Source organism: Granulicella sp. L60, assembly GCF_009765825.1.
Lineage (GTDB): Bacteria > Acidobacteriota > Terriglobia > Terriglobales > Acidobacteriaceae > Edaphobacter.
The window spans coordinates 974,958-998,757 of sequence record NZ_LMUR01000018.1 but is presented as its reverse complement, the minus strand read 5'-3'; the positions used below and the strand labels follow the sequence as shown (position 1 = coordinate 998,757).

Annotated in this window: 20 protein-coding genes; 8 read left to right on the top strand and 12 right to left on the bottom strand. The window is 59.4% G+C overall.

Annotation, left to right across the window (positions count from 1 at the left end; genetic code table 11):
* Window positions 1–60: 60 nt before the first annotated feature.
* Both GSQ82_RS14450 and GSQ82_RS14445 read left to right on the top strand, forming a co-directional pair.
* Window positions 61–972 (top strand): ParB/RepB/Spo0J family partition protein, encoded by a 912-nt coding sequence (locus GSQ82_RS14450; protein ID WP_158792938.1) that lies wholly within the window; start codon window positions 61–63, stop codon window positions 970–972.
* An 84-nt stretch (window positions 973–1,056) separates the two neighbouring features.
* A complete protein-coding gene (locus tag GSQ82_RS14445; protein ID WP_158792937.1) occupies window positions 1,057–1,785 on the top strand; it encodes an isoprenylcysteine carboxylmethyltransferase family protein in 729 nt (242 codons plus the stop codon).
* 144 nt (window positions 1,786–1,929) lie between these two features.
* On the opposite strand, the gene GSQ82_RS14440 is transcribed toward GSQ82_RS14445, so the two are convergent.
* From GSQ82_RS14440 to alr, 6 genes are all read right to left on the bottom strand, one after another.
* Entirely contained in the window at window positions 1,930–2,226 is a 297-nt protein-coding gene (locus GSQ82_RS14440; protein WP_158792936.1) for an HU family DNA-binding protein, read from the bottom strand.
* Window positions 2,227–2,582: 356 nt separating this feature from the next.
* A complete protein-coding gene (locus tag GSQ82_RS14435) occupies window positions 2,583–3,515 on the bottom strand; it encodes an oxidoreductase (protein WP_158792935.1) in 933 nt (310 codons plus the stop codon).
* 133 nt (window positions 3,516–3,648) lie between these two features.
* On the bottom strand, window positions 3,649–4,341 hold the full coding sequence (locus GSQ82_RS14430) for a DUF2461 domain-containing protein (protein ID WP_158792934.1): 693 nt from the start codon (window positions 4,339–4,341) through the stop codon (window positions 3,649–3,651).
* Window positions 4,342–4,453: 112 nt separating this feature from the next.
* Window positions 4,454–5,491 carry a Gfo/Idh/MocA family protein gene (locus GSQ82_RS14425; protein ID WP_158792933.1) on the bottom strand — a complete coding sequence of 346 codons (1,038 nt, stop codon included), beginning with the start codon at window positions 5,489–5,491 and terminating at the stop codon, window positions 4,454–4,456.
* Window positions 5,491–5,703 (bottom strand): hypothetical protein, encoded by a 213-nt coding sequence (locus tag GSQ82_RS14420; protein WP_158792932.1) that lies wholly within the window; start codon window positions 5,701–5,703, stop codon window positions 5,491–5,493. Before GSQ82_RS14420 ends, GSQ82_RS14425 begins: the two co-directional genes overlap by 1 nt.
* Before the next feature lie 74 nt (window positions 5,704–5,777).
* Complete coding sequence (gene alr / locus GSQ82_RS14415) at window positions 5,778–7,007, bottom strand: alanine racemase (RefSeq protein ID WP_254061653.1); 1,230 nt, start codon at window positions 7,005–7,007, stop codon at window positions 5,778–5,780.
* 165 nt (window positions 7,008–7,172) lie between these two features.
* Between alr and GSQ82_RS14410 the strand changes: the two genes are divergently transcribed.
* Window positions 7,173–8,513 (top strand): SGNH/GDSL hydrolase family protein, encoded by a 1,341-nt coding sequence (locus GSQ82_RS14410; RefSeq protein WP_158792931.1) that lies wholly within the window; start codon window positions 7,173–7,175, stop codon window positions 8,511–8,513.
* Window positions 8,514–8,549: 36 nt separating this feature from the next.
* On the opposite strand, the gene dnaB is transcribed toward GSQ82_RS14410, so the two are convergent.
* Entirely contained in the window at window positions 8,550–9,929 is a 1,380-nt protein-coding gene (gene dnaB / locus GSQ82_RS14405) for a replicative DNA helicase (protein ID WP_158792930.1), read from the bottom strand.
* Between the two features lie 225 nt (window positions 9,930–10,154).
* On the opposite strand from dnaB, the gene GSQ82_RS14400 reads away from it, so the two are divergent.
* Entirely contained in the window at window positions 10,155–10,454 is a 300-nt protein-coding gene (locus tag GSQ82_RS14400; protein ID WP_158792929.1) for a DUF5076 domain-containing protein, read from the top strand.
* A gap of 24 nt (window positions 10,455–10,478) precedes the next feature.
* Here the strand turns inward: GSQ82_RS14400 and msrA are convergent, their stop codons facing one another.
* A complete protein-coding gene (gene msrA / locus GSQ82_RS14395; RefSeq protein ID WP_158793698.1) occupies window positions 10,479–11,102 on the bottom strand; it encodes a peptide-methionine (S)-S-oxide reductase MsrA in 624 nt (207 codons plus the stop codon).
* Between the two features lie 170 nt (window positions 11,103–11,272).
* Window positions 11,273–13,378, bottom strand: a complete 2,106-nt coding sequence (locus GSQ82_RS14390) for a tRNA uridine-5-carboxymethylaminomethyl(34) synthesis enzyme MnmG (RefSeq protein WP_158792928.1) — start codon at window positions 13,376–13,378, stop codon at window positions 11,273–11,275.
* A 97-nt stretch (window positions 13,379–13,475) separates the two neighbouring features.
* Here GSQ82_RS14390 and GSQ82_RS14385 point away from each other — a divergent pair, with 97 nt between their 5' ends.
* The 3 genes from GSQ82_RS14385 (at window position 13,476) to GSQ82_RS14375 (ending at window position 16,057) form a co-directional block, all read left to right on the top strand.
* Window positions 13,476–14,393 carry a S9 family peptidase gene (locus GSQ82_RS14385; protein ID WP_158792927.1) on the top strand — a complete coding sequence of 306 codons (918 nt, stop codon included), beginning with the start codon at window positions 13,476–13,478 and terminating at the stop codon, window positions 14,391–14,393.
* Between the two features lie 87 nt (window positions 14,394–14,480).
* On the top strand, window positions 14,481–15,638 hold the full coding sequence (locus tag GSQ82_RS14380) for a mechanosensitive ion channel family protein (protein ID WP_254061652.1): 1,158 nt from the start codon (window positions 14,481–14,483) through the stop codon (window positions 15,636–15,638).
* A 47-nt stretch (window positions 15,639–15,685) separates the two neighbouring features.
* Window positions 15,686–16,057 carry a VOC family protein gene (locus GSQ82_RS14375; protein WP_158792926.1) on the top strand — a complete coding sequence of 124 codons (372 nt, stop codon included), beginning with the start codon at window positions 15,686–15,688 and terminating at the stop codon, window positions 16,055–16,057.
* Between the two features lie 177 nt (window positions 16,058–16,234).
* Here GSQ82_RS14375 and GSQ82_RS14370 read toward each other — a convergent pair whose 3' ends face one another.
* The 3 genes from GSQ82_RS14370 to GSQ82_RS14360 form a co-directional block, all read right to left on the bottom strand.
* Complete coding sequence (locus GSQ82_RS14370) at window positions 16,235–19,648, bottom strand: TonB-dependent receptor (RefSeq protein WP_158792925.1); 3,414 nt, start codon at window positions 19,646–19,648, stop codon at window positions 16,235–16,237.
* A 452-nt stretch (window positions 19,649–20,100) separates the two neighbouring features.
* On the bottom strand, window positions 20,101–20,694 hold the full coding sequence (locus tag GSQ82_RS14365; RefSeq protein WP_158792924.1) for a hypothetical protein: 594 nt from the start codon (window positions 20,692–20,694) through the stop codon (window positions 20,101–20,103).
* Between the two features lie 44 nt (window positions 20,695–20,738).
* Entirely contained in the window at window positions 20,739–21,392 is a 654-nt protein-coding gene (locus GSQ82_RS14360) for an NAD(P)-dependent oxidoreductase (RefSeq protein WP_158792923.1), read from the bottom strand.
* A 590-nt stretch (window positions 21,393–21,982) separates the two neighbouring features.
* On the opposite strand from GSQ82_RS14360, the gene dnaN reads away from it, so the two are divergent.
* Window positions 21,983–23,164 (top strand): DNA polymerase III subunit beta, encoded by a 1,182-nt coding sequence (dnaN, locus tag GSQ82_RS14355; RefSeq protein ID WP_158792922.1) that lies wholly within the window; start codon window positions 21,983–21,985, stop codon window positions 23,162–23,164.
* Window positions 23,165–23,800 lie beyond the last annotated feature (636 nt).

Sequence of the window (23,800 nt, the reverse complement as noted above, 5' to 3'; positions counted from 1 at the left end):
CCCGGTTCGTGCATCAGCCATAAGCAATTCACCTTAGATCAGTAATCAAGAGACGCCAATATGCCAACTGCAACTCCAGATCCTAAACGCCGTGCTCTGGGCAAGGGGCTCGAATCCCTTCTCCCCTCGCGTCCCGTCCCTGCTGCCGTCCCACCCCCGGTCGTCGAATCCACCGGCAAACCGCTGGAGATCCCGCTCGATCAGATCGACCGCAATCCCTACCAGACCAGGACGCAGTTCGACGAGGCGAAGCTGGCCGAGCTGGCTCAGTCCATCGCCGCCTCTGGCGTAGTCCAGCCCATCGTCGTCCGAACACTTCCAGGAGGCCGCTATCAGCTCATCATGGGCGAGCGGCGTTGGCTTGCCAGCCGCAAGGCGAACAAGGCCACGATCCCGGCCATCGTTCGCCAGGTGTCAGATGAGCAGACGCTTGAGATGACCATAGTCGAGAACCTGCAGCGTGCCGATCTCAACCCGATGGAGCAGGCCCGCGCCTACCAGCGCCTCAGCCAGGACTTCAAACTAACCCAGGAACAGATGGCCGTACGCACCGGCAAAGAACGAGCGAGCGTATCTAACTTCATTCGTTTGTTACGCTTACCAGAACTGATCCAGCAAAAGGTGGAATCCGGCGATCTCTCCTTCGGCCACGCCCGCACTCTTCTGGCGCTCGACTCCCCCGAGGCCATTACCGCTGCCGCGCAAAAGGTGATGGCCCTGTCTCTCTCTGTGCGCCAGACCGAGAGCTATGTGCAAGGCCTGATCAATCCCGAGGCGAAGCCAAAGAAAGAAGCAAAGCTCGCCGAAGAGACTGAAGACCCAAACGTCCGCGAAGCACAGACTCGCCTGCAACGCACACTCGGCCTGAAGGTACGGATCGAAGACAAAAAGGGCAAAGGCAAAGTCATCATCGAGTACTCAGGTCTCGAAGACTTCGACTCCATCCTCACCGCGCTAGGCGGTCAGGTGTAGTTCTGAGAATTAATTTGCTCCTTACATAGTTACAAACTGCAAACATGCCAACCGCAGGAAAGAGAGTATCGCGCTGAGCGCCGCATGAAAGCCACTGCCCTGGAGTTCCGCTTCCGCTATCTCATCCACGCCATCATCTACCTAATCGGCTTCATCGCTCCGTGGAACTATGCCCTACATCTGGACTCCGTGCGGACGTGGCAGTTCCTGGCTGCATGGCCTGCGCGCAGCGGCTGGATCAACTTCAGCATCTCCACCATCACCGTACTCCTCGCCGGCGCTCTCTGTGCCTTGCTGGCGGCGTCAATCCGTACCTGGGGCTCAGCCTATCTCGGGACGTCCGTCGTGAAGGATGGCGCTATGCACGGCGACCGTATCGTTGCATCCGGCCCCTATCGCCATCTGCGCAACCCACTCTACCTCGGCACCTTCATCCATACTCTCGCTCTAGCGCTGCTGATGCCGCCCACCGGAGCGATCTTTACCATCCTCGCCATCGGCATCGAACAGCTTCGTCTCATCGGAGGCGAAGAGTCCTTCCTCACCGCAGGACTCGGCGACTCCTATCGCGACTACTGCGCCAAAGTCCCCCGCCTGCTGCCGTCCCTCACACCGCGTGTACCCGACTCTGAAGTCCATCCTCACTGGGGCACCGGATTTCTGGGCGAGATCTACTTCTGGGGCACGTTCCTCTCTTTTGCCACCCTCGGCTGGCGCTACAACGCCCTGCTGATCATTCAAGGCGTCGTTGTCTCGCTCGGCCTCTCATTTGTCGCCCGCGCCTTCGTTCCCCAGCCAGAGACAAAACAATAAGCCCGCTGCTCCCAAAGCGTACTGGAAACAACGGGCTCATCGCCACTCTCACATCTCGGCGTAACTATGCCGGACGCGTTGATCGGGGAGGGCCTCCGCATGCGACGCCTCTGCACAGAGACTGCAGTCAGCGTCGTCGCGTAACTACTTCTTTACCGGCGCGATCGTATCCTTCGCAACCTTGGCCACGCGGAACTTGACCACGGTCTTGGCCTTGATCTTGATGGTCTCACCCGTCTGAGGGTTGCGGCCAAGACGCGCCTTGCGCTCTGCCTTCACCAGCTTGCCGATGCCGGGGATGGTGAACTCGCCGTTCTTCTTGGTCTCTTTCACCGCGGTCTCGGCCAGCAGTTCCAGGAAACCGGCAGTCTGCTTGTTGGTCAGTTCGAGCTTCTCCGCCAGGTGGCGAACCAGCGCTGTCTTTGTCATTCCCTTTGCCATGTGTGTTGCTCCTTCTTACGTTCTGAAATAAATATCTGCGGTCTGCTCACCTCGCCCTGCATGAATCGTTATGAGACCCGCATCTGTTTTCCAAATGCGAAATCATCAGTGTTCATGCGGTTGCGGAGAACCGTACCGCATTTCACCTTCAGCTTTTCCAAGCGCTTTGTCAATGACATTTCTTTGGTTTCCACAGGTTTTTTCCGGTTTTTTCCGGTTTTGTTCGAAAATTGGCACATTTTGTCCCGAAAACCCCAATAAAACGATGAATTCACACTACCCGCCGACGACCATGCTTCACCAGACGAAGATGATTTCGAAGTCCAAGGCGCCTGCTTTAGCCCTCAGCGTGAGGCCTAATTGGAATCTTTCAACGGCCTCTGCACTCCGGTCAGCTCCTCGGAGATCTCCCACAACTTCCGCGCCGCCGCCTCATCTCGCGCTGGCTTCGGCAGTGGAACAAGCACCGGCTCTCCCTTCAATTGGAAGCTCCCATTCGGTGCATAGTAGCTTCCCATCGCTGCGTTCACATCCGTGGCAGCACGCAGCGTAGGCAGTGCTCCGTGCGCCGCGTCCTGCGACATAAACGAGGCCATCCACCTCTCTGCTGCATTCATCTCTCTGCCAGGGCCGGTCGTCTGGAGATTGGTGCGCGCAAATCCCGGATGAGCCGCGTTGCTCAGCAGGCTGTAACCCGCAGCCACGCTGCGTCGCCCAAGCTCCGTCATCAACATCAGGTCGGCCAGCTTCGACTGGCAGTAAGCCTTCCAGGGCCCATAGCCCTTCTCACCTTGCATGTCTTCAAAGTTAATCCGCTTCGATCCCATATTGGCCGCACCGCTCGACACGGTAGTCACGCGAGCAGACTCCGCACGCAGCATCGCCGGAAGCAACAAGTTCGTCAGCGCGAATGGTCCCAGAAAGTTCGTGCCAAACTGAACCTCAAATCCATCCTCTGTCACCTGCCGTTTTGGCAGTCTCATCACACCCGCGTTATTCACCAGCAGATCCAGCCTTGCCTCGCGATTCACCTTTGCAGCAAACGCCCGCACGGACTTCAAGCTCGCCAAATCCAATATCTCGAACCGAACTTTGGCCTCCGGGATCTGTCGATGAATACGCTCGACAGCGTCCTGACCCTTCTGTTGTGTGCGTGCCGCGAGAATCACCTCACCGCCCGCTCGCGCCAGCTCCAGCGCCGTGTGCCAGCCGATGCCGCTGTTCGCCCCCGTCACCACCGCCAGCCTGCCGCTCTGCGAGGGAATATCCGCCACTGTCCACTCCGCCATATCTTCCTCCTTCGTAAATGCACTTTATTATGTGAGTGCTTACTCACTCATCAAGATTCACAAAGTTCGGCGGAAAGAATTGAACTGCCTTTTTTGCTTGCGCCTCTAGTCTTCGTTCCCTTTTACAGAGACCCTAGAACATCGGCCTCTTCGGTTTTACCAGCAGCGGCGCATTCAGCATCTCGACCATCGGCGCGGCAGCCTTGAACCGCTCGATAATCTTCTTCCCGAGCGTTGCATCCATCGCCGTTTCAAGCGGCAACGTTGCAGACACGCCCCACTGCCTGCACATCAGCAGATCGATCGCAGGATCATCCGCGGAGAATCCCTTGGGCGGCCGCGTCAGCCGCGCTGCGTCGCTCTCCTGCATCAGCGAACGCAGCTTCTTCGCCGCCAGCACTGCGCGAAACTCCTTGTGGTGATCCACCAGATAGCGCCGTATCGCGAGCAGTTGCTCCCGCTCCGGCATGTACACGCCCGCCGCTACCATTACCTCGGCCGTATTGATGTGAAAGTAGAAGCCTGCCCCAGAGGTCTTCTGCAATCCATCACGCGCCCACCATCCCGCCACATTATTTTTGTACGGCCTCTTGTCCTTACTGAAGCGAATATCACGGTAGATCCGCATCGCAATCTTCTGCGGCGGTCGCACATGCTGCGGCGCAAAGTCCACCATCGCATCGTTCACCTCACCGATAAGCGCGAGCAGTGGCTCCTTCAGCTCCCGCTCATAGATCGGCTTTCTCTCGGCAAACCAGTCGCGGTCGTTGTTCCGCTTCAGGCCTCGAAGAAACTTCATCGCATCGCTTGAAAAGTGTGTCCCCATCCCTTAATCCTAAACCGCCTGCAGAAGAACTCCGGCCACGACCACCACGAGCGTGTCGTTCCAGCTCGAAGTTCACTGCATAGAAATCTGATGAATTAGTAGATTTGACGACCTAGAGCCCAGTACGTTCCGCGTGCGCCGCTGCGGCCTGATTGATCTCCAACGCCAGCGCCAGCGCAGCGCGGCCATTCTCACCCGAGACCAGCGGCGTAGAGCGCGTGCGTACAGCTTCGAGAAACGACTCAATCTCCAGCCGCAGCGGTTCGCCCTGCTCCACCGGCACCTTCGTAAGCGAAAGCCCCGCAGACGGATGCTGACCCGGCTGCTGTGCCATCGCTGCCATCGCCGCAAGCTGCGCCGGGTCCACGCCAGCCGCCGCCGCAACATCGATCATCAGCAGATCCTGCCGCGCAAAGTCGAGCGAAAGATACTGGTGGGGCTGAAAGAATCGCAGCTTACGGACCCGCTCCGTGCTTACGCGGCTGGCTGTAAAGTTCGCCACGCAGCCGTTCTCAAACTCAACCCGAACGTTGGCGATATCGACCTTACGCGATAGCACCGGCAGTCCAACCGCACGGACCTCCCGCACAGGCGACGCCACCAGGCTAAGCACAATATCCAGATCATGAATCATCAGATCCAGCACAACATCCACATCAAGCGAGCGTGGTGTGAAGATGCTCAACCGGTGTGCCTCAAAGAACATCGGACGGTTGAGATATCTGCGCGCTGCGGCAACGGCTGGATTGAACCGTTCCAGATGACCCGTCTGCACGATGCGTCCATGCCGTCGGCTCAAGTCGAGAATGCGATCGGCATCGGCAAGACTCGCCGCCAGAGGTTTCTCGATTAACAGATCAACCCCTGCAACAAGCAACGGCTCAGCGGCAGAGGCATGATGCACCGTTGGCACACAGATCGAAGCTGCATCGAGAGAACCCACAGCAGCCAGACAAGCTTCAATCGTCGGGAACGCCGGTACGCCAAACTTTGCGGACGCCTCCGAAGCAGCCTTCGGTTCAGGCTCTACGAATCCGACAACTTGAATGCTCTGCCCAGCCTGCTCCAGCTCGCGATACACCCGCAGATGGTTCCGCCCGAACACCCCTGCTCCAACGACCGCGACGCGCAGTGGCTGCGTGGCCGGCACTACTTCTTTTCGACCGGAGCCTCAACCGCCTGGCGGCAGCGGGCATAGAGCTCAAGCAAGTGCGTCACCTGGTCGTCCGACTTGGGAGACGAGGACCCGCCGAAGCCAGTGGAGCCTGTAGCTTTGCTGCCGACATTGGCCTGTGCTGCAACGAACTTGAGTAGATCGAGCGCGATATCTTCAGAGCGGCGCGCTGCGGTGGTTGCTTCCATGAGTGATTCCTCTCGTTTCTCTTAACTACGATGTTAAAGGGCGGGATGCCGTGGGCGCAAATGCGCAGCACCGATTACACAAGCCGCGAGCTCGCCCGCACGCCGCACACAATCTCATACGCAATGGTCCCGGCGATCCGCGCATGGTCATTCGCTGTAATGCCTTCTCCCAGAACAACAGCCTCATCCCCCACCGCAACATCCAGAATCTCCGTCACATCCACGATAGTCAGGTTCATCGACACCCGCCCCACAACCGGCGCACACCTGCCATGCACCATCACCCATCCACCAGGCCGCGTATCCGACCCAGAGAGCTCGCGCCGAACTCCGTCCGCATATCCAACCGGCAGCAGCGCAAGCCGCATCGCCCGCTGCGCCGAAAAGATCGCGTTGTACCCAACGGTGTCGCCAGGACGCACATCGCGCAGCCCAATCACTCGCGTCTTCCAGGTCATCACATGCTGAAGCCTTGGCTCGACACCGGGCCGAACCACATCCTCCTTCGTCGAAGACACGGAAGCCTGTTCAATAGGCAGACAATACCCATAGAGAGCAAGCCCAGTCCTCACCATCGACCTCGCCCCTACACTCGCGGCCAACCGACGCAACCAAGCAGGACTGCCCTCGCCGAAATTCTTGACGCCCTGATTGTCGACAGTAGACGAGTTACCCGCATGCACCCAAGCCGGTTGCAAACCAGCCGCCTTGACCGCCCCCACCGCCTCTTCAAACAATCCCGCCTGCTCTACCGTCTGGGGCGACCCAGCAATCTCCGACGAGGCGAAGTGTGTCATCACCCCACCCAGCCGCAACCCAGACTGCGCTCTAAGCCAGCCCAGAAGCTCATCCAGATCCTCCCCCGGTCGAACGCCCTGCCGCGCCATCCCAGTGTCAATCTCGACATGCACAGCCAGTGGAACACCACTACCCGCTCGGGAAACTGCACCCGCAAGCCACTCCACCTGCTGCCGATCCCAGACGACAGGCGTCAGACCATGCCGCACCACCGCACCCGCCTCGTCGCCAATCAGCCCAGACATAACCAATATCTCCGGCTGCATCGCACTCGAGATTCCCTCACTCGTCAGAGCCTCCCGAACCGCCGCGCCCTCAGCAACATCCGTCACCCCAAGCCACTTCGCTCCAGCCCGCGCCAGCACCGGAGCGCAAATCGCCGCCCCATGCCCATAGGCGTTCGCCTTCACCACGGCGAGCACCGCCGTACCCGCGCCAGCCGCCTCCATCAGCAGTCTGTAGTTCGCCGCCAGCCGCTGCTCTGAAACCTCCACCCAACTCTTCACACTCCTTATCCTAACCGTCGCGGTCTCCCGCAGAGAGGCCGCTGAACTACCGATTCCCCATCGCACCCCAGGTGTGATACAAAGCCACGTCCGAAGAAAGCACCACCGCCGCGACGCCACCCAGGGTCCGCGACGTCGCAAAGGGGTACGTGCGTCGCCATGAAAATGAATAGCCGTTCAGTCTCTCTCTCCTGCACTCCGCTTCTTCTCGTAGGTATCGGCCTCTGGCTCACCGGCTGCTCCGGCGGAGGCAGTTCCAACCCCCTCGCAGCCATCCAGGCAGCGCAGGCGAAGAACGTCGGCAACTTCTCCAACACCGTCTTCCTCGGCGACTCGCTCACTGCCGGCTACCAGAGCGGATCCCTTCTCGACACCCAACAGGTTCACGGATGGGCGCCCGTAGTTGCCGCGCAGGCCGGCTTCAACATCATCCAGCCTCTCATCGCCTTTCCCGGCGCACCCAACGTGATGGAGCTCGTCTCCGTCGGACCACCGCCCGTCTTCACCACCGCACCCGGAACCACCACCGGCCGCGATAACTTCGCCACCCAGGTCACCGACCTCGCCGTGCCCGGCGCCTTCGTCAACGACGTCATGAATACCCTCCCGCTGGCAACCCCCACCACGCCCGAGCAGCAGATCACCCAGCTCGTACTCGGCTTCCCCGGCCTCGGCTACGGGCAGGCCTATAGTCAGTCAACCTTCGCCGTCAAAGCTCAGCCCACCACCATCTTTCTCTGGATCGGCAACAACGACGCCCTCATCGCCGACGAGACCGGTATGCCCAGCAGCATGACGACGGTGGCCAGCTTCACCTCGCAGTATCAGGCGCTCATCACGCAGCTCACCACCATGACCCCCGCCCACCTCGTCATCGCCAACATCCCAGACGTCACACAGGTCCCCTACCTCCAGCCCGCCGCCCTCGTCCTCGGCGAGTACTCCGCCGCCACCGGGGTCCCCACCGCCGTCCTCAGCGGCCTGCTCGGCATCGTCCCCGGCGACTACGTCAATCCCACCGGACTCGACGAGATCCCCCTCATCCTCGGCGGCGCCCAGAAGGGACCCATCGACGATGCAGGAGTACTCTCTGCTTCCGAAGTCGTCACCGTGCAGGCGCAGGTCGCAGCATTCAATCAGGTCATCGCCGCTCAGGCCAAGGCAGCCAACGCCACGCTGGTCGATATCAATGCACTCTTCGCGAAGGTCACCGCCTCGGGCCTCACCATCAACGGATACACCGGCACCGCAAGCTTCCTCGGAGGCTTCTTCGCACTCGACGGCATCCACCCCACCAACACCGGTTACGCCGTCGTAGCCAACACGTTCATCGACACCATGAACTCATCGATCAGCACCAAGATTCCTGATATCGCATTAGGCCCAGTCGCCGCCGCAGATCCATTCTGGCCGCCGAATCTCGCCACGCAAGCCATGACCCGCCCGCTTATGATGCCTGCCATGGCTGGAAAGAGCTTCGACAAACTCGTACTTGGAAAGAAATAAAGTAAAGATAAGCAGACAATAAACAGAGCGTTCCGACTAATAACCGCCGGAGTCGCCACCAGGCTGCAGATTTTCGAATCGCGTGTAGTCCGCAAGATACGCAAGATGAATGCTTCCCGTCGGCCCGTTTCTCTGCTTCGCGATGATGATCTCGGCCTTACCCTTCAGGTCTTCGTTCTCGCGGTCGTAGTACTCCTCGCGATGAATGAAGCACACCACGTCAGCGTCCTGTTCGATTGAGCCCGACTCACGCAGGTCGCTCAGCAACGGCTTCTTATCCCCACCGCGCTGCTCACTCGCACGCGATAGCTGCGACAGCGCAACCACCGGCACCTTCATCTCCTTGGCCAGCGCCTTCAACCCACGCGAGATCGCAGAGACCTCCTGCGTGCGATTTTCAAAGCCCTTCTGCCCGCCCGCCGAGCCCGTCATCAACTGCAGGTAATCGATCACAATCAAATCAAGCGACCCATGCTGCTGCTTCAGCCGCCTCGCCTTCGCGCGCATCTCCGCCAGCGTAATGCCCGGCGTATCGTCGATAAACATCTTCGACTCCATCAGCCGCTCCAGCCCTTCAATCAACTTGCTGCGGTCCTCCCGCATCATCATTCCGTTCTGAATCGCCCTCGAACTCACCAGCGCCTGCGAGGCCAGCATTCTGCGCAGCAGGCTCGCCTTACTCATCTCAAGCGAGAACACCGCGACCACCTTGCCGCCGCGCACCGCCGCATTCTCCGCGATGTTGATCGCCCACGCCGTCTTGCCCATCGAAGGCCGAGCCGCGATGATCGTCAGCTCCGACTCCTGCAACCCACTCGTCATACGATCAAACTCGATGTAGTGCGTCGCCAGCCCGGTAACCTCGCGCCCCTGCTCATACAGCGCATCGATAGACCCGAACGAATCCTTAACAATCGCCGTGATATCGGAGAAACCGCCCGTCACCGCGTGTTCCGAGATCTCGGTCAACCGGCTACTCACCTGGTTCAGCACGTCGATCGCCTCGCGGCTCTGATCGGACGCCTCGACCATCCCCATATCGCAGACCGTAAGCAGCTGTCGCATTAGGCTCTTGTCGCGGACGATGCGAACATAGCTCTCGATGCTCAGCTTGCGCGGCAGCCCTTCGCTCAGCGACGCCAGATACGGCAGTCCGCCAACCGAGTCCAGCTCCTTCTTCTTACTCAGAAAGTCGGTGACCGTAACGATATCGACAGCGTGCCCAACCTCCACCAGATGCAGCATCGCGTCGTAGATCTTGCGATGCGAATCCAGAGCGAAGTCGTCAGTCTTCAACAGCATGGTCGCGTCGATGATCGCAACCGGCTCTACCAGCATCGCGCCAAGAATAGTCATCTCGGCATGCACGGATGCCGGCCGTTCCTGCTCGCCGACGATGTGGGGGTACGTTGCCATTGGAATTCTTACCTTACAGAAGTTCACCCTGCGGAAAGCGGGTGAACCTGTGGATTCTGTGGATCCTGTAGCAACAGTCTACGCCGTACATACCCACGCCCGCGCAGGGAGAACCGTACCAGATGCTCCCAGTCCACGCTCTCCGCAAACGCCGGTTTCCATCCCGTCAGGCAAGTCGTTATAGGCTATTGAGGAAGTCCTAGTTTAAGTCGCACAGGAGCCAAGATGGGTTCAGAGAAAGTCCTAAGCATCCCCTCAGCCGCGCAACGCGACAAAGCCTCCTTCGAGGTTCTCCGAGTCTGGATCGCCGAGCAGTCGCAACACGTCAGCATCCGCAGCGGCGCCTGGGAAGATCCTTTCGCCTGGGGAATCGTTCTCGCCGACCTCGCACGCCACATCGCCCACGCCCACGAGCTTCAGAACCAAGGTGCCGACACCGACGTCTTCCTCGAGCGCCTGCTCGAAGGCTTCCAGGCCGAGATCGACAACCCGACCGACGAGCCCGAGGGCGAGGTCTCCCAGTAAGTCTGCCGAAAGACCCACTGCAATTTACTTGTGCTTGTAGTCCTGAAACAGATCCGGAAACTGCGCCATCAACGCCTTTGTCTTAGGCACATCGCAGATCTGGATATAAGGATTGTTCGGATTCTTCTCCGCATAGTCCTGGTGATAGTCCTCGCCGTCGTAGAACGCCTTCAGCGGAACAACCTCAGTCACAATCGGCTTTGCAAAAGCATGCTCTCCGTCGAGCTGCGCAATGTACGCCTTCGCAATCTTCTCCTGCTCAGGACTCGTAAAAAAGATCACCGAGCGATACGACGTGCCCACATCCGGCCCCTGACGATTCATCTGCGTAGGATCGTGCACCACCGAAAAGAAGATCCGAAGCAGCGTGCCATAGCTGATCTTCGAAGGATTGAACACAACCTTCACCGACTCCGCATGACCCGTCCTCTCCGAAGAAACCTGATCATAGGTAGCAGTAGAAGCCGACCCGCCCGAGTAGCCCGCAGTCGTCGCCGTAACCCCCTTCACCCGCTGAAACACCGTCTGCACACCCCAGAAGCATCCACCCGCAAACACCGCCGTCTCATGCGTGGACGACGAACTCGGCTCATCCAGCGTAGGAGCCGGAAGCGGCTCTTTTCTCTCCGCACCCATCACCGTTCCCATCATCATCTTCCTCCCGCCAGCCAACAGCACCACACCCAGCGCCACCACACCCAATACAAACAGTCCCGACCTCATCCCAGCTGACATAGCCATCTCCATTCCTACACAGCATTGGACGTCAAAATCGCCCGATCGGATACATATCACACAAACTTGCCGCCCGCAGCGTACTAAGCCACCCTGTCTCGTCCCTGTATCTCGATATAAATCAGAATCAAACTCACCGCCGCCGGCGTAACCCCAGAGATCCGACTCGCCTGTCCCAGCGTCTGCGGCCGCACCCGCGACAGCGTCTCCTTCATCTCGCTCGAAAGCCCGCTCACCGCGCTGTACTCGAACCACGCAGGAATCCCCCGCCTCTCCGACTTCCGCATCTTCTCAATCGAGCGGCGCTGCTGGTCCAGATACCCCGAGTACTTGATCTCCGTCTCCACCGTCTTCATCTCATTCCTCACCCACGCAGGCAGCCTCGAGCCGCCAGCAACACGCGCGCCATCCATCGCCTCCACCCACTCCTTCAGCGCCCCATCACCAACTGCCAGCCGATCCCGAAGCAGCAGCGCCATCTCCTCCACCGGAACCTCAGGCCGCTTCAAAAACTGCGCAAACGTCTGCCCACTCACTCCCGCCGCATCACCATCCAACCTCGCCAGCAGCTCCGCCGGCAACTCCTCCGCCCGCACCCGCGCCGTCTGCAACAGCCTCTCAAACGCCTCTGCCCGAGCCTGCTTCGCCTCATACTCCGCCCACGCCGCATCATCGATCAGCCCCAGCCGTCGTCCATGCGGAGTCAGCCGCCGATCCGCATTATCGATCCTCAGGTGAAGTCGAAACTCCGCCCGCGACGTAAACATCCGGTACGGCTCATTCGTTCCCTTGCTGATCAAATCGTCGATCAGCGTCCCCGTATAAGCCTCCGTGCGATCCAGCGTAAACGCCTCTTCACCCCGCACCGCCAGCGCCGCATTAATCCCTGCCATCAACCCCTGGCACGCCGCCTCTTCATATCCGCTCGTCCCATTAATCTGTCCGGCAAGATAAAGCCCTGCAATCGACTTCACCCGCAGCGAACGGTCCAGCTCCGTAGGATCAATCGCGTCATACTCAATCGCATATCCCGGACGAAGCATCTCTGCATATTCCAGTCCCGGAATCGAACGCACCATCGCCGACTGCACCTCCATCGGCAGACTCGTGCTCATGCCATTGATGTAAACCTCGTGCGTATTCAGACCCTCCGGCTCCAGAAAAAACTGGTGCCGCGTCTTCTCCGGAAACCGCACAATCTTGTCTTCAATCGAAGGACAGTATCGCGGCCCAATCGCCTCAATCTGTCCCGTATACATCGGCGAACGATGTACATTCTCGCGAATCAGCCGCAGCGTCTCCGGCGTCGTATGCGCAACGTGGCACATGATCTGCCGCAGCGGAAGCGCCCCGCCCTTCGCCACTCCCGACCGCATGCTGAACGGCGTCGGATCTTCATCCCCCGGCTGTTCTTGAAACTGCGTCCAGTCAATCGTCCGCCCATCCAGACGCGGCGGCGTTCCCGTCTTCAGCCTGCACTCCCGCAGCCCCAGCCGCTTCAGCGCCTCGCCCAGCAACACACTCGCCGGCTCTCCACTACGCCCCGCCGTGTACTGCTGTTCTCCGCAATGGATCAGCCCATTCAAAAACGTACCCGTCGTAACAATCGTCGCCGCCGCATGAATCACGCGTCCATCCCGCAACTTCAACCCACGAACAACTCTGCCTGCGGTAAGGCCAGGAGAACAAGTTACCGAATCAGTTACATAACTGTGTGCCTCATCTTCGCGCAGCTTCATCGCGCTAAGGGGTGCATCGTGCGAAGCACGACCGCTCTCCTCCACCGTAGCAACCTCTTCAATCAGCAGGTCCACCACCTCCGCCTGCTTGATAAAGAGATTCTTCTGCCCCTCCAGCACCTCGCGCATCTTCACGCGGTACAGCGCCTTGTCGCACTGCGCCCGCGGAGACCACACCGCCGGACCACGCGACGTATTCAGCAGCCGAAACTGAATCCCCGTCGCATCCGCAACCTCGCCCATCACCCCGCCCAGCGCATCCACCTCGCGCACCAGGTGTCCCTTCGCAATCCCGCCAATCGCTGGATTACAACTCATCTGCGCAATCAAATCCAGATTCAGCGTAAAGATCGCCGTACGCAGCCCCATCCGCGCCGCAGCCATCGCCGCCTCGCACCCGGCATGCCCCGCCCCCACCACCACCACATCGAACTGTTCCGTAAAGCTCACCCCTCTATTCTAGGCTTTCCGCAGCATCTTCTTTACAATTCAAACCTTTACAAATCCAGACCTTTACAATCCAAGCCCAGCGCAGAACAATCGACTCATGCGCATCCATCCCCTCCTTGCCGCGGCTCTGCTTTTCTGCTTCCCACTCTGCCCCTCCATGCACGCCCAGCAGTCTCCATCGGCCATCGCAGCCGACCCCACGCCAGACAAAGCCAACCCCGCTGCCATGCAAACCTTCCAGCTCCCCAGCCACGGCGCCCTGCTCAACGCACTCGTCTATGTGGCCGAAGGTCCCGGCCCGCATCCCGTCGTCATCCTCCTCCACGGCTTCCCCGGCAACGAGCGCAACTTCGACATCGCCCAGACCCTCCGCCGCGACGGCTACGACGTCCTCTTCTTCGACTATCGCGGCTCCTGGGGCTCTCCCGGCAACTTCTCCTTCACCCACTCCATCGAGGACGCACAGTCCGCCATCGCCTACCTGCGCAATCCCGTCAACGCCAAAAAACTCCGCGCCGACCCCAACGACATCGTCCTCTTCGGCCACAGCATGGGCGGCTTCATCGCACGCTACGCCGCCGCGCAGGATCCCGCCATCAAGGCAGTCGTCCTCGTCTCCGCAGCAGACATGGGTGTAGACAAACTCCAGCCCATCCCACCCGCTCAGCGCATCCACGCTCTTCATCCCCTCGCCACGAATCTAGCCGCAGAGGGCATCTCCCCGCTCGCCGGATGCACCCCCGAGAGCCTCGCACAAGACCTCATCACCAACGCCACACTCTGGAACGTCCCCAACCTCGCCCCGAAGCTAACTACACGCCCCATCCTCGTCATCACCTCCGACGACGGCCTCGCCCCCTCCAACGACGCCTTCGTCGCCGCGGTCCACAAAGCCGGTGGCACACAAATCACCGCAACCCACATGCCCACCGACCACTCCTACTCCGACCACCGCATCGCACTGCAGCAGTCCATCCTCGACTTCCTCAACTCGCTGCAGCACCCAAAGAAATAAGCACCCATAGAAGCAGAAACCGGGACACTCGTTACATCAAACCGTCTCCACCCTCACGCATCTAACGGTCACAGGAGACCTGGCATCTTGAACGCACAGACCCTTCGCTCCGCCGAACTCGCATCCCTAGTTCCTCAGCTAACGCACTCCCGCATATCGACGCTTGCCATAGGACACTTCCGCCACGGCTGGTTCGCCGCCATCTTCTGGTTCTGCACCGCCATCGTCCTCGCGAACGTTATTCACTACATCCTCTTCCGCATACTGCGTCGCGAAGAAGGAAAGACCGCAGGCCTCGGCTGGGGCATGCAGCGCTATCTCGGCAAACCCGCGCGCGCCATATTCCTGCTCACCTGCCTCATCGCCATTCTCCCCGCCATACCCAAGCTCTCCGACAGCCTCGAAGCCAACATCCGCCAGGGCCTTGCGATGGCGATGGTCGCCGCGCTCGGCTGGTTCGCTGTCGGCTGCATCTACGTCTTCCAGGCCGTCATGCTGCGCCGCTACGATCTCAACGCCGAAAACAACGTCCAGGCCCGCCGCGTCCACACCCAGTTCCAACTCTTCCGCCGCATGCTCATCTCCTTCGTCGTCATCATCGACATGGGCGCCCTCCTCTGGACCTTCAACGATCCCCGCATCTGGCACTATGGCTCCGGCCTGCTCGCCTCCGCCGGCATCGCCTCCCTCATCCTCGCCACCGCCGCCAAATCCACCGCCGCCAACTTCCTCGCCGGCCTCCAGATCGCCCTCACCGAACCTATCCGCATCGATGACGTCGTCGTCGTCCAGGGCGAGTGGGGACGCATCGAAGAGATCAACTCCGCCTACGTCGTCATCAAAATCTGGGACCTCCGCCGCCTCATCGTCCCCCTCAGCTACTTCATCGAAAACTCCTTCACCAACTGGACCCGCGAGTCCTCCGACATCCTCGGCACCGCCTTCCTCTACGTCGACTACTCCATCCCCGTCGAAGCCCTTCGCCAGCAACTGAACCTCATCGTCCAGACCACGCCGCTCTGGGACAAGCGCGTCTGCGGCCTCCAGGTCACCAACCTCACCGACCGCTCCATGGAGATCCGCTGCCTCATGAGCTCACGCAACTCCAGCGAAAGCTTCGACCTCCGCTGCCTCGTCCGCGAACAGATGACCGCATGGATCCAGCAGAACTACCCCAACACCTTCCCCACCACCCGCTTCGCCTCCCGCCCAGACTCCAATCCAGATCAACTACCCATGCACTAGCCCAACCCCCACACTTCATCTACACTCGCATCCCACGAGGTAAATGCATGATCGCCGACAACCCACTCATCGCCTTCATCCCCACCCAGGACGCCGACCGCGCCCGCACCTTCTACGAACAGCAACTCGGCCTCCGCTTCATCAGCGACGACACCTTCGCCATCGTCATGGACGCAAACGGCAACATGGTCCGCATCGTTCGCGTCGGCGACTTCACCCCCGCATCCTTCACCATCCTCGGCTGGCAGGTCTCCGACATCCACACCGCCGTCGCCGAGATGACCGCCAAAGGAATCCACTTCGAGCGCTATCCCTACTTCGAGCAAGGCGCCGACGGTGTATGGACCGCTCCCAGCGGCGCAAAGGTAGCCTGGTTCCGCGACCCCGACGGCAACACTCTCTCCCTCTCGCAACACTAAAAAGACGAGCGCCTGCGCAAGCCACGATCACCTCGCGATTGATACACCCATTCGACCGATCCTGCGTTGGTCAGCACAGAGATCATTGCCGACCAACGGAAGGCCCACCCGAAGGTTTAAGAAAGCGTGAGAACGCCCACCCCACGTGCAGTGGGCCCGTCCGGCAGGACATCGCCTCTAAAACTCCACCCTCAACCCCACCTGCACCTGCCGCTCCGGCGACTGCCCCACCGACGCCGCCGTGAACGTCCCAAACGGCTGCACATTCAACCCCTCCGCCGCCACCGTCGCCGCACTCTGAAACACCAGCGGCGTCACCCCATTCACCTCCGTCCCCACCAGAAACGCCCTCTGCATAATCGCCGAATAGTTCACACGGTTCGTCAGATTGAACGCCTCCACCGTCCCCCGCACTCGCATCCTCTCCGTCACATGCAGCGTCCTGCTCACCCGCAGATCCACCCGCCCCGAATCCGGCAGCCGCAGCGTATTCCTCCCCACCGTCGGCAGATACACCGCCCCACCCGAGCCGTTGATACTCTCGTGCCCTCCGCTCAGCCGTGTCCCACCAAAGATCTCCAGGCTGTACGGCCTCCCACTCGTCTCCGTAAATAGCGGCGCAACCATCCACCCATTCGCCACCGTTCTCAAAGTCTTCGAATCACTCCGAACCCTCGGCTCCCAAACCGCACTCGCCACCACCTTCTGCGGAAAGTTCAACCCCGACAACCCTCTGTCATACCCTACGCTGAACGGATCGAACTGCGCATTCGCTCTCGGAGTCGCACTCATCTGTCCATAGTCCAGCGCCTTCGCCCAAGTCCAGCTCGCCCTGAACTCCAACCCTCCGCGTCCTCTCTTCCGCGCCTCCACCACCATCGCGTTGTACGTCGCATTGTCGTTCGAAACAATATCCGTCACCGTCCCAAAGCTCGTATTCAAACGCTGCGTATACTCCGGAATCACAAACGTCTCACCATCCTGCACCCCAAACGCACTCGTCCCACCCTGCAACTGAAACTCTTTTGTAACCGTCGCCGGAGCAATATTAATATCCACCGAGTTCGGCAGCTGCCGGTCAAGATTCATCAGGTACGTCGCACTCGCCACAATCCCCGCGCCCAACTCATGCTCTATCGTCAAACTCCCCTGCTGCACCATCGGCAGCCGAAACCTACGATCGAACAACGTCGCCGAAGTCGTCGTCGACACCGCGGCCGGCGGCGTCGTCACATACGAGCACGCATATCCAAACCCCTGGTTCGCCGCCTGAGGACAATCTGTAACCGTCGTAGGTAAGATCAGCACATGCGTCGCCGAAGACGGCAGCGCCGTATCCACCAGCGCACTCCGTATCATCGCACCCGCCAGCCGCCCATAGAACAACCCATACCCCAACCGAACCACACTGCGTTTACTTCCAAACGGCTGCCACGCCAACCCCACACGCGGCCCAACGTTATTCCTGTCCTCCGGAAACACCCCCGTCGCGCCAACCGTCCCAAACGCCTCATCCACCCCGGCGTTCGGCTGTTGCGGCAGCGGCAAAAGCTCATACTCATACCGCACGCCCACATCCAATGTCAGTCCCGGCCGCAGCCTCCAGTCCTCTTGCACAAACCCCGCCCACTCCTGCGTGTCGAAGCTCACCGTCTGCTGCCCAAAGCTCTGCGTAAACGAGCGAAAACAAAACTCATGAATCGCCGACGTAATCGAAGGACACCCGCCGTTCGGATACGCATTCACATCGAACGTATAGTCTGTCACCCAATCCACCAGACCGCCCGCATGGCCCGACGTCACACCGCTGTCATAGTGGAACGCGCCCTCCGTATTATTCAGCCCCTCCACAAAGTCATGCACCAGGCTCACATCCGCACCCACCTGCACATGATGCCGCCCGCGCGTCCAACTCAGTACATCCAGCAGCTGCAACTTCCTCTCATCCGGATACGCCGTGCGCCCCAGCGACGACGATGTTCCAAACGTAAATCCCTCCGGCCCAATCGACACCTCCGGCGCATACCCACCCGGTCCCACCGCCGGCTCCTGCGGCAGCGGAGCCGCAGCCTCCTCATACTGCAAATCCCGCCCATACTGCACCCGCAGCTCATTGCTCACACGCGACCCCGGCTGCCACAACCATCCCCCCAGCACCGAATCCACCTTCGCAAAACTACTCCCCAAACTCGCCCTTCCCACATCCACCACCGCCGCCGTTCTCACCCCCGAAGGCGAACTCGACCTAGCCCGGTCATACTGCAAACTGAACCTGTGCTTCGACGCAGCCCTCCAGTCCAGCTTGCCGAAGTTGATCGTCTGGTCCTGCCGCCGCGGAATCGTTCCACTCAAACTATCCAGATAGTTCAACGCCGCATTCACCTTCGCCGGCGTCACACCGCGATTGGCCAGCAGCGCCATCTGCGTCGCCGTCAGCGTATAAAAATCAGGATCCTCCGGCGCAGACACCGCAGGAAAGTCCCGCACCTGCTGGTCGTACGCATAAAAGTAAAACAGCCTGTCCCGCACCGCCGCCCCGCCCAGGCTCCCGCCAAACTGCTGCCTCAAATCATGCGGCTTCACCGCCTCACTCGTTACCGCGCCATCCACATACGTCGTCGAGATCGAAAACGGATTCGTCGCTCCCAGCGCACTCGATCGCACCACATAAAACCCCGTGCCATGCACCACATTCGTCCCACTCTTCGACACCGTCGTCACAATCCCACCCGCCGCATGCCCATACAATGCCGAGTAGTTCTGCCCACTCACCCGAAACTCCCTCACCGCCTCCTGCGAAAACGTATAAGCAGCCCCCGCATGACGCCCATACCCTCCACCCCCATCCACGCTCCCTCCGCTCGACCTGCGCGAAGAGCCGCTCTCCGCCGCATCCTCCGCCTCAGCCGAACTCTCCACCCCCGTCCCCCGAGGCACCCCTCCAAAGCTCTGGTCATCATCCCCGCCATCCACCCGGCTACTATTCTGCGTCGAATCCAGCCCCCGAAAACTCAGCAGCCCATCTCCCGCCGGATCCGCATTCACCCCCGGCATCAACAGCGCAAACGTCTGCCATCGCCGCCCATTCACCGGCAGCCGCTCCATCTCATACGGAGTCACCACACTCTCAATCGCACCCGAAGAAAGATCCTCCTCGCTGATCGTCGCAACCGGCTCCTGCGCCGTCACGGTCACCGAGTTCACCACACCGCCCACCCGCATCCTCGCGTCCACCGTAGTCGCGCCGCCCACCTCCACCGTCACCCGCTCCAGCCTCAACTCCGCAAAGCGCTCGTACTCCACCCGCACCCGATAGTCTCCCGCGGGCAAACTCCCCACCAGAAACTCACCCCTGCCGCCAGTCTTTACCGACACCACCGATCCCGTAGCGACGCTCTCCACCTGCACCGCCGCCCCGGCCAGCGCAGCCCCGCTCACATCGACGACAAAACCGCTGATCGCCCCATCCACCGCCGTCTGGCCCCATGCGCTCGTCCACAGAGCCGCAAAGACACAGCACCACAGCAAGCCCATCCACCCAGTCTTCTTCGCCGTCGCGCCCAGCCTGCGGCACGCCAAACCCTGAAACATGCACTCTCCCTGTCCAGGTCAGTTGCTCTACGTTGGAACCACAGGAAAGATAAGGGGTTCAGCCGAAGACTAACGAAATTTTCCCGAATTAGGAAGTACACTTCCGGGTTAGAAGGTCACTTCGTGACGCGCTACCTGCCAAGCCCGCGCAGAAGGTATAAGTCCTCCCCATAGTCGGAATCATCTCTGTGCCGACCAACGGGAGGCCCACCCGAAGGCGTATACAAGTCACGAAGTGACCTCCCCGCGAGCAGCGGCCCGTCCGGCAGGACATATCTTGAAAATAAACCCGAAAAACCTGTCGTACTCCCCACCGTCCGAAAACATGGTGCGAACCAACCACGTCCACCACACCAACCACCACGAACTCACCAGCAAACTACCACAAAAATCACACCGTTTTCGCCAAAACCCCAGCAAATACACCCCACCACCACCCCCAGAAAAAACCGCTACTTCGGAAGATAAATATTAGGAATCGGATGCGCCGGCGACTCCGCATCCCAGAAGATATTCACCACCCAGTACCGCTCCCCATCCTTCAATAGCTGAAAGCTATTGATCCCCCGCGCAAACGGAGCGACATCGTCCAGACCATGCCGCGACTCATACGTGCTCCAAACCTGAACAATATTGCCAAACTGCTCAATCTCATTGTGAATCGACCGCTCAAAGAACCCCATCGTCGTCATCCTGCGATCGCTGCGCGCAATATACCCATCAATCGTCAGAATGATCGCATCCGTATGCCCGCCAGGCGCAGCAGCCGAAGGAATAAGCCGCGCATCAGGAATGAACAGCGAACGCATCCTATCCCAATCCCGCGCCTCGCCCTTACCCCCGGAGATCACGCTATACACCGCATGAACAATGGCCTCCGGCGATCCAACATCCTCCGCCTTGGCCACCGGCCACCCCGGATGCCCAGAAATCGAGCCCACCGGAGCAGCAGGTGCGGTTTGTGCAGCAGGCACAGGGGTTTGCGCGATTCCCACAGCCCCAAACCCAGCAAACAAAATCCCAGCCAGTAGAGTCACACGCCTCATGAGAGCTCCTCGAACAACAAAGATACTCTACCGCGAACCCGCCCCTACCAGGAGATATACACGCCCCTCTGAACCCACTGCGGATTGCCGATCTGCTGCATCATGAAATCGGCCACATCCTCACGCGCGATGCGGCTCCCATTGCGTGGAAGCGCATCGCCATCCACCCTGTAGTAGCCCCGCCCCGGCCCATTCGTAAGCATGGGAGGCATCACCATCGTCCAGTCCAGCCCGCTGCTCGAGAGATCCTTCCACTGCGAGATCTGCGACGCCACAGGCCACTTCAGGAAGGTGTTATAGACCACATTCTGTACGATCCAGCGACGCCACGCCGGCTGCTTATCCAACGAAGTAGCCAACGCCCCAGCCGACCCCAAAGCGATGATCCGCCGCACCGTCTGCTGCAGCGACGCAGTCTCCTGCATCGCCTTGACGATCTGTGGCACAGCGCGTTCGAGCACGTCCTCTCTCTTCAAAGACTTCGCGCCAAGCGCAGACAGAACAACGTCCGCCTCCGCAATCGTCTCTCGAACTGGTGCCGAATCAAACGCACTTCCCTGAACCACCTGAACCCGATCGACAAATGGAAACTTCTCGGGCGTGCGCAACAGTGCCGTTACCTCGTATCCAGAGGCAAGACAGCGCTGAACTAAAAGCCTTCCAGTAGCTCCGTTAGCCCCAAAGAGTGCAATCTTCATAACAAGCCTCCTTTTGCTTTTCAGCCCCGTTATCCTCGCAGATGAGATGACAGTGTGAAAAAGCAGGACGATCTAAGCCGCTCATTTTGTTTCATTTGATCAACATTCCCACCTTTGGTTCCATGTCTTCTCAGAAACTCGCATGGCAGGCTGTGAAGAAATTGGATAACCGGTGACCTTCAGAGAAGCTTCAGACAAGTCTTCCGAACTCTTCGGTTCTGCATGGCCAGTTTTCTAAAACAGGACACACCCTCAAGTCGAGGTGATTGAAAGAGATGGGAGAGATATCCACTTTTCAAGCGACAACGGTTACTGCTACTGGTATTTTCTCTGTTTTTATCTAGTTTCTATAGAAGCAGTAGCCGATCCTTCGTGAAGCATCTGTGCCGGCACCATCCGTCGCACACAAGCGACCTTGCTTTCCACAAAGAAATCTATCGCGTTGAAGGCAGGTTCGACCCTAGAATCAAGCATGAGCTGAGCCTGACCCAGATGCACCATAACCTTGATCCGGTGTACAGTTTGGCCAGTGAGCAACAACTGAATTCAGGGAGAGACCGACCGTGACGAGTGCGACCCAGGAGCCCGAGATGACTTTGCCGACCGAGACGAGCGCAGCCCCAGCCCCAACCGGCAACCTCGAGATCACCGTCTCCCGTGCCGAGCTGCTGCGAGAGTTGACCGCCGCACAGAGCGTCGTCGAGCGCAAAACTACAATCCCGATCCTGTCGAACTTCCTTTTCGAAGCGACCCAGGGTGAAGGTGGCGACCGCCTCACCATCACCGCAACCGACCTCGATCAGAGCCTGCGGACGAGCTGCGCGGCCAAGGTAAAGAAGCCCGGCGCATGCACCATTCCTGCCCGCAAGCTCTACGACTACATCAAGCTGCTGCCCGAGGGCGAGATCTCCATCAAGCTGATGGACAACCATTGGGTGCAGATCCGCGCAGGCCGTTCGAACACCAAGATGGTTGGCATGGCCCGCGCAAACTTCCCGCAGGTTCCAGAGTTTCCATCGAGCGGTGCGACAAAGATCTCTGTTCCTTCGCTGAAGAATATGGTCTCGAAGACGATCTTCGCCATCTCCAACGAAGAGTCGCGCTACACGCTGAACGGCGCGCTGCTCGTGCTGAAAGCCGAGAGCATGGCCATGGTGGCGACGGACGGCCATCGTCTCGCGCATATCGAAAAGCTGGGCGAGACGCTGGAGGGAGTATCCGGCGAAAAGAAGACTCTGATTCCACGCAAGGCTTTGAGCGAGATCTCTTCCTTGCTCGGCGTGACGGAGGCAGAAACACTGGAGTTCGCCGATGACGACCAAACCCTCTTCTTCAAGATTGGCGGACGCGTTCTGACCAGCCGTAAGCTAACCGGCCAGTTCCCCAACTACGAGGCCGTACTGCCACGCGACAACAACAAGTTCGTCATCGTGCGCTCGGAAGACCTGATGGGATCGATCCAGCGCGTCGCGCAGTTTGCCGACGAACGCAGCGGTGCCATCAAGATCCGGCTCGAGCAGAACGAGCTCAAACTATCATCGTCGAGCACCGACGCCGGTGAGTCCGAGGACACGATCGAGACGCCATACAATTACGACCCCCTGGTCGTCGGATTCAACAGCCAGTATCTGATCGATTTTCTAAAGGCAATCGGAAACACTGGTGAGGTGCGGCTCGAGTTCAAGGATGCCCAGAGTGCAGGACAGATGCGACCCGAGGATGCGAACGAGGACGTGAAGTATCGCTACATCTTGATGCCGATGCGCATCTGACCATCCACATTGAACCCCCCCCTGAAAAATAACCCATAAGTTGGCCAAATGGCCAGCTTATGGTATCAACAGCGCAAACGACGACGACAACGGCATGCGTGAAAATGTAGAAATGCGGCCAGCTTATGCTTTTAAAGCTGTCATTCCGAGCGCAACAAACATATCGAATAGTCGCTCACTGATTTTCTTGGAGACGAGGACATCGTTTATTCGCAGGCTTCCCTGAAATAACAAGATCGGAAGTCGTTAGCGAAGATGGTAGGGAAAACGAGCGTAGCAAGCCTGTGCCGAGCCAAATCCGTTAGGTGTTCGGATAAACGCAGCAAGAGAAAAGCATTGAACGCAGGCTTTGCTACTTCTTGCTACCAGGGAATGTCACAACATGTCTGCGCAACGCTGCTACGAAACGCTGAAAGTTCAGCTCTTTGGCAGGCCGAGTGATTATTGCCCGTGGTGAGTTTGTCGCCATCACCAAACAAGCCTTATGAATTTGTCGCTGGCCCCGAAGTCAGCATGGTCGTCACTCGCAATCGGAGGGTGATTTTCTCATTGAACATGGAAGTCCAGCTACAACCTAAGTTGCATTAGTTATCCGTATTTCAACTATTACTTTGGTCCGGCTACCTTTATAAGTGT